11 protein-coding genes are annotated in these 18,005 nt (G+C 43.2%); 6 read left to right on the top strand and 5 right to left on the bottom strand.

The genetic code is table 11. The features are described from left to right. Positions 1-34 precede the first annotated feature (34 nt). Positions 35-2,788 carry a glycoside hydrolase family 2 protein gene (locus tag ACDZ28_RS26040; protein ID WP_375103155.1) on the top strand — a complete coding sequence of 918 codons (2,754 nt, stop codon included), beginning with the start codon at positions 35-37 and terminating at the stop codon, positions 2,786-2,788. Between the two features lie 94 nt (positions 2,789-2,882). Here ACDZ28_RS26040 and ACDZ28_RS26035 read toward each other — a convergent pair whose 3' ends face one another. From ACDZ28_RS26035 to ACDZ28_RS26025, 3 genes are all read right to left on the bottom strand, one after another. Then, the gene (locus ACDZ28_RS26035) at positions 2,883-4,577 is read right to left on the bottom strand and encodes a M3 family oligoendopeptidase (RefSeq protein WP_042128500.1); all 1,695 of its coding nucleotides are present in this window, start codon (positions 4,575-4,577) and stop codon (positions 2,883-2,885) included. 255 nt (positions 4,578-4,832) lie between these two features. Further along, positions 4,833-5,693 carry a GNAT family N-acetyltransferase gene (locus ACDZ28_RS26030; RefSeq protein ID WP_375103154.1) on the bottom strand — a complete coding sequence of 287 codons (861 nt, stop codon included), beginning with the start codon at positions 5,691-5,693 and terminating at the stop codon, positions 4,833-4,835. Between the two features lie 178 nt (positions 5,694-5,871). Continuing rightward, on the bottom strand, positions 5,872-6,981 hold the full coding sequence (locus tag ACDZ28_RS26025) for a glycoside hydrolase family 88 protein (RefSeq protein WP_375103153.1): 1,110 nt from the start codon (positions 6,979-6,981) through the stop codon (positions 5,872-5,874). 245 nt (positions 6,982-7,226) lie between these two features. Between ACDZ28_RS26025 and ACDZ28_RS26020 the strand changes: the two genes are divergently transcribed. Beyond that, a complete protein-coding gene (locus ACDZ28_RS26020; RefSeq protein ID WP_375103152.1) occupies positions 7,227-7,841 on the top strand; it encodes a hypothetical protein in 615 nt (204 codons plus the stop codon). Between the two features lie 17 nt (positions 7,842-7,858). Beyond that, positions 7,859-8,692, top strand: a complete 834-nt coding sequence (locus ACDZ28_RS26015; RefSeq protein WP_375103151.1) for a glycosyl hydrolase family 28 protein — start codon at positions 7,859-7,861, stop codon at positions 8,690-8,692. Here ACDZ28_RS26015 and ACDZ28_RS26010 read toward each other — a convergent pair. Further along, positions 8,689-9,546 (bottom strand): helix-turn-helix domain-containing protein, encoded by an 858-nt coding sequence (locus tag ACDZ28_RS26010; protein WP_375103150.1) that lies wholly within the window; start codon positions 9,544-9,546, stop codon positions 8,689-8,691. The genes ACDZ28_RS26015 and ACDZ28_RS26010 overlap by 4 nt on opposite strands. Positions 9,547-9,666: 120 nt before the next feature. Here ACDZ28_RS26010 and ACDZ28_RS26005 point away from each other — a divergent pair, with 120 nt between their 5' ends. The 3 genes from ACDZ28_RS26005 (at position 9,667) to ACDZ28_RS25995 (ending at position 16,616) form a co-directional block, all read left to right on the top strand. Continuing rightward, positions 9,667-11,259: a glycoside hydrolase family 43 protein gene (locus tag ACDZ28_RS26005; protein ID WP_375103149.1), complete on the top strand. Its 1,593-nt coding sequence runs from the start codon at positions 9,667-9,669 to the stop codon at positions 11,257-11,259. 171 nt (positions 11,260-11,430) lie between these two features. Next, positions 11,431-11,793 (top strand): DUF1304 domain-containing protein, encoded by a 363-nt coding sequence (locus tag ACDZ28_RS26000; RefSeq protein WP_042128487.1) that lies wholly within the window; start codon positions 11,431-11,433, stop codon positions 11,791-11,793. Positions 11,794-11,960: 167 nt separating this feature from the next. Further along, complete coding sequence (locus tag ACDZ28_RS25995) at positions 11,961-16,616, top strand: cadherin-like beta sandwich domain-containing protein (protein WP_375103148.1); 4,656 nt, start codon at positions 11,961-11,963, stop codon at positions 16,614-16,616. Between the two features lie 95 nt (positions 16,617-16,711). Here the strand turns inward: ACDZ28_RS25995 and ACDZ28_RS25990 are convergent, their stop codons facing one another. Further along, entirely contained in the window at positions 16,712-17,599 is an 888-nt protein-coding gene (locus tag ACDZ28_RS25990; protein WP_375103147.1) for a fructose bisphosphate aldolase, read from the bottom strand. Between the last annotated feature and the right edge of the window lie 406 nt (positions 17,600-18,005).

Raw genomic sequence — 18,005 nt, 5'->3', positions numbered from 1 at the left:
TCAACTTCTTATTTTGAAAGGCTGTGCTCATATCATGACAACTTCCGTACTGAATGTTGAGAGTCTTCCGATTCCTCGTCCCGAACATCCGCATCCACATTGGCAGCGCAAGGAATGGATGAATTTGAATGGGGAATGGTCATTTAGCTTTGATCCGAGCAATGAAGGAATAAGTAATCAATGGTTTTCGAATTCCGAAATCGCTTACAGTTCGAAGATTACCGTCCCTTTTTCTTGGGTAAGTCCATTATCCGGTATTGGCAGCGATCGTAAAGGGATAGGTTGGTATCGGCGGATTTTGAAATGGCAGCCTATCGACTTACAGACACGACTATTTTTGCGATTCGGGGCAGTGGATTATTCATGTGACGTTTGGATAAACGGAGTACATGTTGGTTCACACCAAGGTGGATATGGTTCATTTGAGTTTGAAGTTACTCCGTACTGGGTTGAAGATTTGGACAATATAATTGTCGTAAGAGTAGAGGACTTCGATCATGATTACCAAGCACGTGGCAAACAAGGTTATGGAGAAATTCGCGGAATTTGGCAGCCAGTATGGCTAGAATCTCGGCCCCAGACTTATATGGGTGATACTAAGTTTGTGACCACTATGGATGGGCAAGTGAACGTGACTACAAGAATCATTGCACAAGAATCTGGTTCAGCAGATTTCACGCTGCAATTCGCAGAGGATTCCATACTGCATACTGAGAAATTAGATCTTATCGCAGGGGAGAATGAATTTAAGCTCTCTATTCAAATATCAGATCCGAAATTATGGAGTCCAGAATCACCTTATTTGTACGAAGGCGAACTACAGCTTAGCGGATCTTTTGGCACAGACATTGTCAGCACTTATTTCGGAATTCGAGAAATTCAAACTGTTCGCTTCGATGAGCGTGGTTATCGATGGATTACTCTTAATGGCAAGCCAATTTATTTAAACGGTACCCTTGACCAGTCTTATCACAAAACGGGCTATTTCACTTATCCGTCTGATGAAGACATGCGGGATGAAATCTATCTAATGAAACGTTTGGGACTGAACTTTGTACGTATTCATATCAAACCAGAGGAACCCCGCAAACTATATTGGGCGGATAAACTGGGTATTCTGGTGATGGAAGACATGCCTTGCTTTTGGGGGAATCCGGATGAAAAAGCCCGTGCTGCGTATGAACTTGAAGCCCTAGAGGTTATCGAAAGAGACTATAATCATCCATCTATTTTCTCATGGGTGATGTTTAACGAGACGTGGGGGTTGAAGACGAACGCTCAGGACACTAGTCTAACGAGTGATGTAGGGCAACAGTCTAGTTATCTTAAGGAGACACAGGAATGGGTTCGGGAAAAATATCGCTGGGCTAAACGACTTGACCCAACTAGAATCATTGAAGACAACTCACCTTGTAACTATGATCATGTGGAATCTGATATTAATACGTGGCATTTCTACATTAATGGTTATGATCAGCTTAGAGCTCATTTGAATGAGGTTGTAGACAAAACTTTCCCAGGTTCAGACTTTAACTGTATCGGAGGTAATGTACAATCTGATGCTCCCCTGATGAACAGTGAATGTGGAAACGTATGGGGTATCGAAGGCGGGGCAGGGGATAGTGATTTAGCATGGCATTATCGCTATATGATGAATGAATTCCGGCGGCATGATAAGTTATGTGGTTTCGTATTTACCGAATTTCGCGATGTTACGAATGAGTTCAATGGTTATTATCGGTTAGACGGCAGCGATAAAGATTTTGGTTATGATGCCTTTGTTCCAGGGATGACGATTTCTGATCTGCATTCTCCGGACTTCATCGTGATCGATGCACCGCCATGCCAGACAGTAAACGCAAAGGATGAAGTTAAAGTTCCGCTTCTTCGTTCCAGTTTCTCAGATAAATATCATGGACAGCATTTACAGGTGAAGTGGGAACTTTGGTACGACGATTTGGGAACACGAGTTGTTGCACAAAGTGATCATATGTCAGTGAATTGGGATGGATATGGAGTAGCAGCTCTACCCGCTCTGCATGTTACTATGCCTGATCAGGACGCAGTTGCAGTGCTGGCGCTTTCCTTGATAACTAATAAGGGAGAGACGCCCACTCGCAACTTCATTACGTTTGATGTAAGAAGCGGTGATCAGGAAGTAAGGTGTGAGGGGGAAGCAGATTGTATTAGTATCCCTGTGGATGCTTTTAAAGAACACAGCTTTGAACTACAATGGGAAGCTATTCAATGCGCAAAAATCAATGGGGCCGGTCAAGGCCAATATGAATTTGATGTAGCTCTTCCAGATGCTTTGGAGAAAAAAATGATTGGCGAGATCGAAATTATGTTTGAAGCTAGCGCAAAGCGAGTGCTGGCCCGGAATCTTGAAGGGGCAAAGCAAAATGAAATGGGACTTGATCTCATGCATGGTGCAGACGCTAGGGTGGAGTATAATCCGAATACGTACTATATGACCGACGAAGAACGTCATCCTTCACGTGTGAATGTTCTGGTAGAAGGTCAACGGATTGGCTCCTTCTATTTGCCGGATGATCCGGCCGACAGCCGAGGTGTATTGTCCTGGCATTATCAGCCATTAGCGAATAAGTTGGATGAGGCTGGCTCTTACGGCTATCTATGTAAGGTAAGTGTACCGGGGCAGTTAGCAGCTAAACTAGATCGCAATCGTACGTTCCGGTTGGAACTTCAAGCAGAGGGTGGAGGCTTAGCCTTGTATGGCCGCAATGCGGGTCGTTATCCAATAGATTTGTTGATTCGCTATCGGTAAACTGGGTGAAGTTAGATCATTCAATTCTAAAAAGCAATCCAAGCCATAAGGCATGGATTGCTTTTTATGTGAAGAGAGCTATTCAGAGAATGGATTAAAGCTCTTTATCATTAATGCTGTTCAGCCAACCTTCAATATCTCCAATAACGGAGCTAATGCAGCCATCTTCAAACGGTGAAGTTAGACCGGCAAGCTCAACCAGTTTGATAAAAGATTTGCTTCCTCCAGCCTGGCATAGTTCCAAATAATCGCTCCAAGCAGATTTGAAATCTTCGTTCGAACGTTTCCAGAACTGGAAGGCACAAAGCTGTGCTAGTGTGTAGTCAATGTAGTAGAAAGGCGAGGCGAAGATATGCCCTTGTTTATGCCAAAAACCGCCTTGTTCCAGATATGTGTTACCTTCATAATTACGATGCGGTAAGTATTTCTTCTCGATTTCTCTCCAAGCCTGCTTGCGTTCAGCAGGGGTGGCTTCAGGGTTGCTATAAACAAAATGTTGGAATTCATCGACAGACACACCGTAAGGAATAAACTGAAGGCTATCAGATAAATGGTTGAAGCGGTATTTATCCGCATCTTCCTCAAAGAACAAATTCATCCAAGGCCAAGCGAAAAATTCCATACTCATGGAATGAATCTCACATGCTTCATAGGTTGGAAAAGCATATTCTGGCACATCAATATTGCGGCTTTCATATACTTGGAAGGCATGCCCTACTTCATGGGTTAAGACATCAATGTCCCCTGAGGTGCCGTTGAAATTAGAGAAAATAAAAGGGGCCTTGTATTGGCTGAAGTAAGTACAATAACCGCCGCCTTGCTTTCCTTTTTTACTTACTAAATCAACCAGATTATTGTCCAACATAAAGGTGAAGAATTCATCCGTTTCAGGAGATAGCTCTTTATACATCTTCTTCCCGTTAGCTACAATCCAGTCTGGGTCTCCTTTAGGGGTAGCGTTCCCAGTCTTAAAGCTAAAGTTCTCGTCGTAGTATTTCAATTCATCGAGACCTAGGCGTTCAGTCTGGCGTTTCTTTAACTGTTGGGAGACAGGTACGATATATTCCAGAACTTGTTTGCGGAAATTGGCAACCATTTCAGCATTATAGTCGGTACGCATCATACGGTCATAACCTAGCTGAACAAAGTTGCTGTATCCAAGCTTTTTAGCTATGCGGTCACGGACCTTGACGAGCTCGTCATAGATGCGGTCAAATTCAGCCTCATGTTCGGACATAAAACCAAACCGTGCTTCAGAAGCGCTTTTACGCATATCACGGTCTGTAGACAATTCGAAAGGTGCGAGTTGAGGCAGTGTGCGCTCTTCACCTTCAAATAGAATCTTGGCGGATGCGATAAGCTGGGAGTATTCCGTGGAAAGCTTGTTCTCCAATTGTAAATCTTCGATGATTTCCGGACTAAATGTCCGCAGCGAAACTTCTGCAAGCTGGAGTAACTGCGCACCCCATTCCTGTTCAAATTCGGCTCTATATTTCGAATGTACGAGTGCTTTGTAATAATCGGTTATGTATTCCTGAACGACAGGTCCAACTTCGTCCATGAATTCTTGTTCGGCTTTGTAAAATTCATCCGTCGTATTGATAGAATGGCGAACGCTAACCAATGTCTGCATAGTATCAAACGTATTGCGAAGCTTGTTAATGGCAGTGATGGAAGCCTTTTGTACCTCTAAAGGTGATGTGTCATTGAGATCTTTCAGCAGGGCGTTAAAGTCTTGCTTGAATTGCTTAACATCCGGCCGCTCATAGCGGTAATCATCAAATTTCATAAAAAAATCAACTTCCTTTCTATACCAGATAGTTTCTATTATATAATCTGAACAGCCATTTACGATAGACCTGTGTAAGCTTTTTATAGTCGAAAAAAGAACAATTGAACAAAAGTGTAAAAACTTGTTAAGTAAAATAGGGTTTGATATCTTGAAAAAACAATCAATCAGCCCGACCTATTATGCAGTTTATTTCTAAAATAATCTAATCATGAAAAAGGGGGTCCTTTAATAGGACTCCCTTTTTTTCATGAATCAAACTCCGCCAACGTAATAATGAAATTCTGCTGTGATCTCAAAGCCAGCGCTGAGGTAAAGATTTAAAGCATGCTCATTATCGGTGACAACGCCTAAGCGGAGGTGTGTGAATGGAATCGAAAGCAGAAGATCTACTACATGTATTAGAATTTCTCGTCCAAAGCCTTGTCCCTGAAAGACAGGGAGTACACAAAAATCATGGATGACAGTCGTACCATTCCCTAAATTATTCGTTCTAATCAGGCCGACAGGCGTGTTTTCTCTCAGGGCGACATAGGTAACACGGCTTGGCTCGCGAGTATGAGTGAGATATTCATGCGTCCATTCCATCGTTTCGTTAAACGCCGCCGAGAAGCAGGTTGTCACAAAATCAAAGTCCTTGTCTTCTTCTGGGCGTAGAATTATACTGTCTAATCGCTCATTCTTATTGGTTAAATTCAAGTACGACATAGAGTACTCTGAACTGTCATGGGATGCTCCCATGTGTAAGACAAAACCCTCACCGGAGCTTGATCCTGAAACGACCCGATATCGTAGCGAGTGGATACCTTGTAAGGACATATCTTGTTTTGCTCGTCCAAGTAAGCTGCGGAATACGCCTTGGCGACGATAGTCTGGATGCACCATTCCGTTAATATTCGCTTCGGTTCCGTCAGAAGTATACCAACTGAGAAAACCAATTAACCGTTCATTATGGTGACAAAGGTAGGCGTGATCACCGTGATCTTTTACAAGATGTTCTATGCCAACTCTTAAGTTAATCTTCTCAAATTGTTTGCAAATCTCTTCTAATGATTCTATTGTTGCTATTTGTTCTCTCGAATAATCCATCATTGCGTTTAAAGTATAATTTGGCATTACATTCGTAACCTCGCTTATGAAAGAAACACGCGGTTTATGGACGATTAGGCGCTATCCTTCAAAAATAGTCCAATATTATTAGTGATTAATCTCATCATTATCGCCTCCAAACAATCTAGTGAAGATTATAACATATTCCTTTTCAAGAACACTGAACTGAATAAATATCTCTTTATTAAAAAATCCGGTGTTTCCAGCCATTCAATTTAGCGATTGCCTCTATATAATAGTAATCCCCATAGATTAGCGATACATCAATAAAGGATGTGCCGCTGCCAGTTCCATGCAGCAAAATCGCCTCGTGCTCTGGCTGATCCCAAGTCGCATAGCTTTCGGTCAGAGAGCGCAGAATCCGCTCTGCTGCTGTTGAATAAAGACTTTTTTCACCCAATGGTACGATATCTGCTAGTTCGAGCAAGCCTGAAGCGGCGATGGAGGCCGCAGAGCTATCTCTGAACATCCGTTCGTCATCCTCAAGACGGAAATCCCAGTACGGTACCTGATCCTCTGGCAAAGCGGAAATGAAGTAATGTGCGATTCGTTTGGCGGTGTTCAGGAAACGCTCATCACTTGTATGGCGGTAAGTGTTGATGAAGCCGTACAAGCCCCAAGCTGTACCACGGCTCCAAGAGGATTCAGGAGAGTAGCCCTGACCTCCAAAATTCTCAATATAAGCACCGGATTCTGCATCAAAAGAGAGAATATGCTTGGTTGATCCGTCTTCGCGGATACCATATTGCATAGTCGTCTCCGCGTGGTTAATCGCGATATGTTTATAACGAGGATCACCTGTAACTTTGCTGGCCCAAAAGAGCAGGGAGATATTCAGCATACAGTCGATGATCACCCAACCATATTTATCTTCATTCCAGGCGCGAATAAATTTGCCTACCGGATTATAACGGGCAGCAAGGAAGTTTGCGGCTTCAATCCCTCTGCGGAGTGCATCCTCATTACCAGTGATTGTATGTTTGATTACAGCTGTCGGAAGAAATTGAAAACCAACATCATGATGCAGCTCTACCGTAGGTTTGACAAACCATTCCTCCAACGTACCATCCCAGTGCCATGCGGCATCTTTGTAAAGGTCTTTTCCGGTGATGTCATGCATAATCCAGAGGATGCCAGGCCAAAAGCCCGTGGTCCACCAGTCTGAGCCGATATCGTCAAACTTGCCATCTTTTCCGGCAAAATGTGGACACTTGTCACCAATCTGTTCAACCATACGCTCTACTTTTGTATCCAGTCTACTCATGATCTCCTGCCAATAAGGTAAAGTCATCATTGTTGCCTCCAGTGTGGTTAGGATGTTATGAGTATAGCTTTCTATGGTTGCGAAAAGTTTTGTTTTGATATAAGAAAATGTTTGATTATTGTCATGCTGAAGTCTAGTAATCATCCCTTATAAGACAAAATATAAACATTTATGAATAACGCATGAAAACTTTGTCGAGATAGATGCAGATACAATATAGGCATATAGAAATAAATTCGTAATCCTAATCGATTCAACAGCGGGAGGACTATTATTTGAACTACTTACAAGTGTATGAAGCGCCCAAAGGTATACCGGGACGTGAGGATTATAAGATTAGAGTCAGGCAACCTGAAGGTGAATGGCATAATGTATTTATCTACGAGGTTAAGGTAGATATGCATCACGTTCGACCAGCATCTATGGCTTTCTTTGATCTAGAAGGTGCAGCAGAGGTGGAAGTTACTTGTCTTTACACCGAAATTGAGTGTGTGAACGTCGCTCCGGCTTCACGTAATATCGCTTACGAAATTCAAGAGAGAACGATCAAATTCAGCCTTTTCGGCCCGCAGAAGCTTTCGATCGAAATCAATGATGATATTTTCCGGAATCTGCATCTATTTGCTAACCCTAAAGAAGAGGATGCACCACTTATAGAGGATCCTAATGTAGCGGTAGTACAACCAGGTATTCATCGGAAAACAGATCTTTTGCGATTACTGGAAATACCAGTGGCATACTCTAGTGAGAAACCGAACGTGCTCTTTTTTTCGCCAGGAACGCACTATATTGAAGAAACGGTCCTTCCAATTCCTTCGGGCACAACAATATATCTAGCTGGAGGATCTGCGCTTGTAGGGTCATTGGTGGCGAGTCGGTCCATAATATAACTATCCGTGGTCGTGGAATGATTTATCTTGCAGATTTTCATCGATACTCAGCTTTTCGTGGGGTAAGAATCGTTTTCTCACAATCCATTAAAGTGGAAGGCATCACTGTTATCGACCCACCACATTATAGTATTTTCATAGGGGAGTCTAGCGGGATTGAAATTGATAATATTAAAGCTTTTAGTACTCGCGGATGGTCTGATGGCATAGATATCATGTCTAGTTCTGATGTTGCCATTCGGGATGCTTTTATGCGGAATTCCGATGATTGTATTGCAATCTATGGATCGAGATGGGATTTTTATGGAGATACACGCAATATCAGCGTTCGTGATTCTATTTTATGGGCAGATGTTGCGCATCCACTGATGATCGGGACTCATGGTGACCATGGGCAGAACGGTGACGTGATTGAAAATATTATTTTTACAAACATAGATATTCTGAATCATCATGAGCCACAAGAAAATTATTGGGGGGCACTAGCCATTAATGCCGGGGATCGAAATACGGTATGTAACGTAATTTACGATAACATACGCGTTGAACGGATTGAGCAGGGGCAGTTGTTCGATGTGCGTGTAGTTTACAACAAGGATTATAATCCAGAGCCTGGCACAAGTATTCGGAATATTACATTTCGCAATATCAGCTACAGCGGGAAGGCCAATCCTTCAAGAATTTATGGCTTTGATGAAAAAAGAGCTGTTGAAGGTGTGACCTTCATCAATTTAAGAGTTAACGATGAACTGTTGAATGCCCCCCGCCCAGAGCTGATCGAGATCAATCATTTTGCAAAAAACATTGTATTTGTTATCGAAGAGACTGCTGGTGAACAATCGAGTCTCTAATTATTTTTTCTGTATTTTAATGGAGTTGTACCGAGTACTTTTTTGAATAATTGATTAAAATAAGAGGCATTAGGGAAACCAACAGCGATCCCTATTTGCTCTACTGGCAGGTCTGTTGTTCCTAATAAGCGGCAGGCCTGTTTAATTCGACGGGCAGTAAGATAATCAACGAGCTTTCCTCCTGTTTCTTGATGAAAGATTCTAGAGACATAGGATTTTGATAAATGAATCTCCTCAGCCAATTGATCCAGGTTAACCTCCTCATGATAGTGTTCCTCGATAAAGCTCATGATTTTCTCGGAATAGTGAAGTGTTCTCCGTTCTCTAGGTTGAAACACATGATAATCTTCGATCTCGATACAACTTAGCAGCTGAAGAAATAGAACAGAAGTATCTTCGGAATCCTCTGAAAGGGAGGCTTTTTTGTTGTGATCATAATGCTTTAGAATCCACTCCACAGTCTCTGCACGTTCATTAAGTTCAAAGGTACAGCGTGAATTCCCCCCTTTCCATAGCGCTGTAAATAGAGCCTTTCTTTTTGAAAAGTTCTGCAGCAGATTCTCTGCAACATGGGGGTCAACATAGAAAATGGTTCGTTCAAAAGGGCACTCGGTAGAGACCTCGGAATAGATTCGGTGCAGTTGATACGGTTGGAAAAAGAATAGCATTCCCCGGCGGATATCGTACATTTGTTGATTTACGACAACGTTTCCCTGGCCGCGATGAACGAACATGATTTCACAGCATTGATGCCAATGGTAGTAACCTTTGTAATAGTCGTCGGTATATATTTTGTAATCCCAAACCAAGGTCTTATGTTCTTCAAAAATAACAGGTTCGAACAGCTGCTTCATATTCCCTCCGAGATGACAAAATACAAACATTTCTTTATATCACATTATAACTTTAATCGAAATGAAAGCGATACAATAAACTCGTTAAACTACGAAAATTTGCTTGTGGAGGTCTGTCTTATGAATCAAATGATTGTAAATCCGGTGTTGACGGGATTCCATCCTGATCCGTCTTTTATAAGAGTAGGGGATGATTATTATATTGCTACATCTACCTTTGAGTGGTTTCCTGGTGTGGTAATCCATCATTCCAAAGACCTCATACATTGGCATTCTATTTCACGAGTACTGACAGAAGCCTCTCAAGTCGATCTTCGCGGAAATGTGAGCTCAGGCTCTATTTGGGCACCGGCACTTTCTTATGATCAAGGCGTATTCTATTTACTCTATACAGATGTGAAATCTCGTAAAAGTGTATATAAGGATTTACACAACTATTTGATTATGGCAACAGATATTAGAGGACCGTGGAGCCAACCCGTTAGATTAAACGGGAGCGGGTTTGATCCATTTTTATTCCATGATAAGAACGGCACGAAATGGCTGCTAAACATGCGCTGGGATTTCCGAAAGAATCACAGTAATTTCTCAGGCATCATTATGCAGGAATATGATCAAGAATCCGGTAAGTTGACTGGATCTATTCACGAAATTTATAAAGGTACCCCTATCGGAGTCACAGAAGGTCCGCAGCTGTACCAAAAGGATGGATATTATTATCTGCTGACAGCAGAAGGCGGCACTGGTATCAATCATATGGTTACAATGGCGAGAAGCCATAGTATAACAGGACCTTATGAGACCGATCCTGATTACCCGATAATGACGACTGCACATGATTTGAACTATCCGTTCCAGCAGGCGGGACATGGATCGCTTGTGGAGACACAGAGTGGCGAATGGTATATGGCGCATTTATGCACACGTCCCATCCCCGGGACGGCAACAATGAATCCGCTCGGGCGGGAAACAGCGATCCAGCGCTGTGAATGGACGGAGAACGGCTGGCTGCGTTTGGCCCATGACGGGAAGCTGCCTGCATTGGAAACGGAGGCTCCGGAATTACCTATATGTATTTTTGAAGAACTGCCGGAAAAGGATGATTTTGATGGAGAGATGCTAGGGTTCCCGTATCAAAGTTTGCGTGTCCCTTTTGATGAATCTTGGGTTAGCTTGAAGGAACGTCCGGGTTTTCTTTGCTTGCGCGGTAGAGAATCCTTAGCTTCACTACATGATCAGAGTTTAATTGCCCGGCCGATTCAGCATTTTGAATGCACGGCGACAACCTGTCTAGAATTCAAACCCGATAGCTTCATGCAAATGGCTGGATTGGTCCTCTATTACGATGACAGTGACTACTATTATTTGCGTGTGACGGCTGATGAGATTCGCGGAACTAGCTTGGGTGTTGTACTGTGTAAAGGTGGTAATTATGATGAGATTTCTTCGATGCAGCTTTCTGTGGAGAATTGGGAGAGATATTATTTGAAGGTTGAAATTCATGAACGTGAGTTTATATTTTACGCTTCACCAGATGGAGTAGGTTGGACGGCGGTCTGTACTCCTTTAGATTTCGGGACACTTTCTGATGAGTACGGTGGCAAACTCGGATTTACAGGTTCCTTTGTTGGATTGTGCGCGCAAGATCTGGATCAGCAAGCGAAGCGGGCTTATTTTGACTTTTTCGAATATAAAGCTCTAGTAAAACCATAACATTCGAGGGGGAAAGGCGTATACTTCCCGGACGAACGGCAACTATAAGTGACAATAAACATCGAATTGCACTTATTACTTATTTTAGGACTATTGCTATTCTTTTTTGCACCTACCAATATAAAAGTGGTACAATTAAATTGTACACAAACAAAAAAGGTGGTTAACTTCATGGAATGGATAGCTAATATCATGGTAGGTGTTGTTGCGTTAATACATATCTACATTGTATATCTGGAAATGTTCGCTTGGTCAAAGCCCAAAGGGCTTCGAGTCTTTGGAATGACGCAAGAAGTTGCAGATGCTTCTAAAACTCTAGCAGCGAATCAAGGGTTGTATAATGGATTTTTAGCTGCTGGCTTAATTTGGGGACTGGTTCATCCGAATGTGAATTTCGGCTACCAAATTGATATCTTCTTCCTGTGCACTGTGATAGTGGCAGCGATTTATGGTGCCCTGACGGTAAAAAAATCTATTTTATTCATGCAAGGACTCCCAGCTTTCATCGCTTTAATCCTAGTAGTTTCGATTTAAGATAACCAAAAAGCTAGTGAATTTAGGGCTTTTACCTCGCGTGTTTGCGTGGTGAAGCCCTTTTTGTGTGAGATAAAATGACCTAATCATGCAGTTCAATTTACTTTCCTATGACATTCAGTTGATATAATTATCTGAATTTTGAAATGGGAGAGGGGTCAATCAATTTGAAAAAAATAGTTCAGCGCTGGATCTCAGTCGCCCTTGTGTCAGCAATGTTTGTGCAATCCTTGTGGGTTTTAGCGGGGACAGGCTATGCAGCGGCAGATTCGACGAATACCGATAATCTGGCGGAGAACATAGTAATTAGCCATTTTTATGGAGGGAAAAAAGACGATGTTCTCGACGTGTACTCTAGCGATTTTGTTGAATTATTTAATCCTACGTCGAAGCCTATTTCATTAAACGGCTGGTCTTTACAATTCGCTGATAACCAAAAAAACAACTGGAAGATAGCAAATTTAGGTGCACCGACAGCACAGATTCCTGCTTACGGTTATTATTTGGTCGCGCTGGGCAGCAACGGAAATGTCGGAGCACAATTGCCACAAGCAGATGCCGTTGAGGGATCTTTTAAACTAGGGAATAACAGCGGTAAACTGGCTCTACTGAATACGAACCAAAAATTGACCGACAACGACCCGATGAAAGATTCGCTAAAGGATAATGTAGTGGATTTTGTTGGGTACGATGCGGTGGATGCTTTTTGGGGAAGTCCAGCACCGCAGGCTGGCAAGCAAAATACGATGCAGCGCTTGGTGTTCGATCCATTGGAGCCTACGTCCAACCTGACCTCGGCGTCCTTCCCGAATAGCGGGAATAACTGGGATACAAAGAATAACGGAAAGGATTTTGAAAAAGTCAAAGGTGCAAAGGCTCGTAATTCCAGCAGCCCAGCGGCGTATGCCTTTTTAGAAAATAATCAGACGGTACAGATGAAGTCCAGCTCTGCCGTGGATTCAGATCATAATACTATTATTCTGAAAGCCTTCAACGCTGTTCTAAAACAAGGAGCATGGGCTTCAGCGGATTTCAACGTAATCGGTCTTCCAGCAGGCTTTTCTGCCTCGGCAGCCGCTAGTGGTGAACAAATCACAATTACGATATCTGGAGATGGCTCTGGCAATGTAGAGTCTGATGCCAATCTAACGTTTAATATTCTTCCTGGAGCCTGGAATCAGGGCAACAAGCCAACTGAACCTGTGACCGTTTATCAAAAGACAAATACAGTGACATTGGCTAAGTTTACACCTTCCAATAAAATCGTAGCTGCTCCAGATTCCTCCACGATCCCTATGAGCAGTGCAAAGGATATGAACGCACTTCTACGGTTGAAACTTAACGCCGGGACTGCGGTTGATGGCACCCTAAGTGCAAATGCTTATAGCGTGGTTGGCCTTCCTGCTGGAGATTGGAAGATTACGGCTGAAGGACAAAGCAGTAGTAATACGATCACTATTTCCATTTCCGGTACAGCAGCATCAGCTGTTATGGATACAGTGCCGCTTAATGTGACTTTGAAGCCGCAAGCTGTGCAGGATAGCGGTTGGGTAGAATCTGACGCTATAGGAATTTCTATACTGCGCTATAGTCAGCCTGTTCTTTCTGACGAAGCTCGGAAGCAAGTGGTTGAGCAAAGAATAATAGCGGACAATACCGGGTTTAATGATCCTGTCACCAAGGAATATAAATACGGAAGCAATGCAATGGGAGCTAATGCGTACACCTTTTTACGTGGTACGAATTCATTGTTCAAGTCCGATCAGGCGAATCATCTCATTCCCTCTCCAGACTCGATTATCGCGGGGTGGAAAGATAAGGATATTCTAACCTACACGCAAGGTGATGCCCATATTCAGAATGTGGGAACCTTCAATGACAGCACGGAAACGATGGTATTTAGTCTGAATGATGTGGACTCTGCGGGAATTGGCAGTTTTTATGATGATCTGATTCGTTTTGTAACGAGCATTTATGTCGTGAAGTATGATAAAGACAGTTCAGGCATTGCTAATCTACAGGACGCCGATTTTCGAGAGGTATCTGCAAAATTCCTGGAGACATACAAAGACACGTTAACAGAAATTAATAATGACAACAGTAAGAAAATTACCAAGCTAACCAAAAGTAACGTTACAGCCTATACTAAAACAGTTATGGACAGTGCTTCAAAGGTATCTTACGCTGAGGCTTTGCAAAAATTGCTCAGTAAACGTGCATTGAATGGAAAACTCAACATAGCCGGAAATTCGGATAAGTTTGAACTCGCGACTGAAGCAGAAACAACATCCTTGCACACAGATTGGGAAAATTACAAGGCTCAAGTCAGAGGGGATTTCCCGAACTTAACCGACGAGCAATTTGATGCTTATTTTACCATCAAGGATATCGTGCGCCGCATCCATCAGGGGATTGGCAGCATCGGAGTCGAGCGCTATAACGTGCTGATTGAAGGTGGGAGCGGGGCGAACACGGACGATATTTTGCTTGATGTGAAAGAGCAGACACGTGATGCCTACCTCTCCAAAGATGCGTATATTAAAACTGCGGTAGATCCTGATGTTTATCTGGGTGTACTGGAAGCTTCCAGCCGTTCTTATCTGATCCGGGAGGTATCGCCATTTAAGGGAGATTACACGGATAAACCATTCAAGAACAAAGATGAACTGGAACAATATTTGATTGATGCGGCAAAAGCTTATGCTTATACGGATTCTCGTTTGGACAAGGTATCCGACGAGTTGAACTACAAATTTGAAGAGCGTTTTGTGACGAATGTACTTCCAGTATGGAGCGATCTTAAGAACTTTATTCTGAATGCTGCCGAGGATTATTCACATCAGGTGGTAGCAGACTTTGCACTAGTCCAAAGTGATATGCTAGCAGGCAAGCTGATTGATGTTTCGACGCTGGATGACTTGACTGTTCAGACAGGTACTTTATCACCGTCATTCGCTGCTGGAATCACCGAATATACTGTTACGGTAGATCACTCCGTCGAGTCTATTGAGCTTACGGCGAAGGCTACCGATGCTAAAGCGGAGTTAACTGCTCAAGGACAATCCTATGCCAACGGAACCGGAATATCCTTTGAGCTGTCAGTTGGAGCAAATGAAATACCGTTTGCGGTGACGGCACGAGACGGCTCTACCAAGACCTATACCGTGATCGTGACAAGATCTGCCGCAGAAGAAGCGAGCGGCAGTACAGATTTGAGTGCATTGACATTGTCTAGCGGCACGCTGAGCCCTGCCTTTGGGTCGGAAATCACCGAGTATTCTACGCATGTGGACAATGAAATAGCAAGCATTACAGTAACAGCAAGTGTATATGACAGCTCGGCCACACTTACGGTGAAGGGTAATCAGTCCATCAGCAGCCAACCAAGCGACATGATCAATCTGAAGGTTGGTAGTAACAAAATTCCAGTTGTGGTAACTGCGGTCGATGGTACCAGTAAAACTTATACAGTTGACGTTATCAGAGGTGCTGAGGAAGCAGCTAATCATGACCAGGATTTAAGCGCGCTGACATTGTCTAACGGCACACTGAACCCGGCTTTTAACCCTGAGGTAACCGACTATACTTCTAAAGTGGATAATGAAGTGTCAAGCATTACAGTATCAGCAAGTGTATATGACAGCTCTGCTTCCTTCACTGTAAACGGTACTCCGGCAGTCAATGGGCAAACAAGCGGGACGATTAGTTTGAATGTTGGCAGCAATGTCATTCCGATTGTAGTGACCTCATCAGACGGTATCAGCAATACGTACACTGTGATTGTGACCAGAGCTGAAGCTGCTACAACGCAACCAACGGAGCCCTCTAATCCATCGACTTCCACAGGAGGGTCGAATCAGGTTAATCCTTCGGTCAATAGCGGAACAGTTCCGGCAAACGGTGGTGTACTAACTTTGAACGGAGTCAAAATTAATGTTCCCGCTGGAGCTATGGATAACGGGATTACGATAACTGTAACTAAACTAGAAGACACCGCTAACCTATTCTCCGGATCTGACTTGAAATTGCTGGGTGATATTTATGAGATCATCAAGAACAAGGAAGGGGATTTTGCTAAAGCGATTACGATCACACTGCCTTTTGACAAGACAAAAGTGGACTTTAACAAATCCATTGTAGGTTTGTACTGGTTGAACGAGCAAACGAAAAAATGGGTTCAGCTGGACAATCTGCAAGTGGATCAAGAAAGTGGAACGGTATCGGGAACAGTAACTCATTTCACGAAATTTGCCGTTCTGGTCTCTGAAAAAACAGTGGCTCCGACCCCTTCACCGGATGTGAATTTCGTAGATATCAAAGGACATTGGGCTGAAATAAGCATCAGAGACCTGGTTAAACTAGGGTCGATCAATGGCTACCCGGACAATACATTTAAACCGGATAGCAAGATTACAAGAGCCGAATTCGTATCGATAATTGTCAAAGCCTTCGGGCTTCAGGCCGATGTTGGTAAAGTGTTTGGCGACACGAAGACGCATTGGGCTAATGAAGCCATTGCAATAGCGGCAGCACTGGGCGTTATTAATGGCTACAACAATGGCAACTTCGAACCAGATGAGATCGTAACTCGTGAACAGGTTGCGACAATAGTCGTTCGCTCAGCGCAGCTCGTAGAAACAGATATGAGTATGAACTTCTCAGATAGTGCAAAGGTCTCCACCTGGGCTCGACCTGCGCTAGGTGCAGCTATTGCCGAGGGACTTCTCGAGGGTTATACAGATGGTACATTGAAACCGCAAGGCAGTACTACTCGTGCTGAAGCCGCAACCATCATTCTGAGAGCACTAGCTTTAAAAAAGTGAATTCAGATTAGAAAAAGGCTGTTTCCCTGCAGGTATTCACCTGTAAGGAAACAGCCTTTATTTATGTCTTGAGTCTTCACGAAGAGAAGAGCAGCTTATTGAATAGAGGCTGCATAAATTGCTTCTACAGATTTAGATAGGAGCGCGTTAAACTCATCGTTTGACTGCCCGGCACTTAGTCCTTGTGATAAAGCACGCGAGAAGCTGGCGATTAATCCTTGATTGTGGGCGAGCTTATCGTTGGCCTCAGCCTGTGTGTATCCGCCGGACAATGCGACAATTCTCAGAACGTGAGGGTCCTCCATTAATTCGCGGTAGAAGTTATTTTCTGTGGGTATGGAGAGCTTCAACATGACCTTCACATCTTTGCCCAGCTTAGACAATTGAGCTGAAAGTTCTGCTTTTAACAGCTTTTCCGAAGCTGTTTTATCAGCGGTGTGGATATCGACCTCCGGTTCGATAATCGGAACCAGCCCCGCTTCTAAAATTTGCTTACCGACTTCAAACTGTTGCTCAACCACTTTTTTGATGCCGGAAGGATTCGCCTCTTTGATCACCGAGCGCATTTTCGTCCCGAAAATATTACGTTCGTTGGCCCGCTGTAAAAGGTCACTTAAGCCAGGAATTGGCTTCATGAGCTGTACCCCGTCTTCTGGATCGGCGAGTCCTTTATCGATTTTTAGAAAGGGTACAATGCCTTTTTCCTCCCAGAGATAATCAGCAGTATATTTCCCGTCAATGAGACGATCCATAGTGTTCTCAAATAAGATGGCACCCAGTATATACTTTGAATCAAATGCAGGGCTCTTGATAATGCGCGTTCTCATCTCGTGAACCAATTCGTACATTTGATCTTCATTGGAGTAACTGTCTTCTGTAACACCGTATTGCAGCAGCGCTTTTGGTGTGCTACCACCACTTTGGTCCAAGGCCGCTATAAAACCCTGTCCCGTCCGAATCCGATCCCATTGCTTCATATTCATGAAAAAATCTCCTTCCTTTCGTGAACTGAATGGATATTCATATGCTCTTTAATTATAACACCTAATATACTGGCCCTAAACAAGAGGCGAGTGAACCAGTGTGGTTACCTTCTAACATGAGCTGGACTCAATCATTGAAATTAGGTCATCTGAGTCCGATCCAATCTCGGCTTGGCTATGCGGGAATATAATGTTACGCCAAGATCATTCAAAGTGCTTACAAAGTGGCAGATACTCGAAATTGTGATGACGCCAACGTGGTAAACTTCGATCTGCATTAATCCACTAGTCTCTTCGAAGCATTCTCTGATAATGTTCCTCGAAACGTTCTCTTTTTATGCTCATTTCCCAAAATCGAGAACAAATAGCAATTCCCTTTCACGATGTCATTCATCCCAAAATGATT

The sequence above is a fragment of the Paenibacillus sp. RS8 genome, from assembly GCF_041956825.1.
In the GTDB taxonomy this organism is placed as follows: Bacteria; Bacillota; Bacilli; order Paenibacillales; family Paenibacillaceae; genus Paenibacillus_AQ.
The sequence above is the reverse complement of the archived record's forward strand: the minus strand, read 5'-3'. Positions and strand labels throughout refer to the sequence as shown.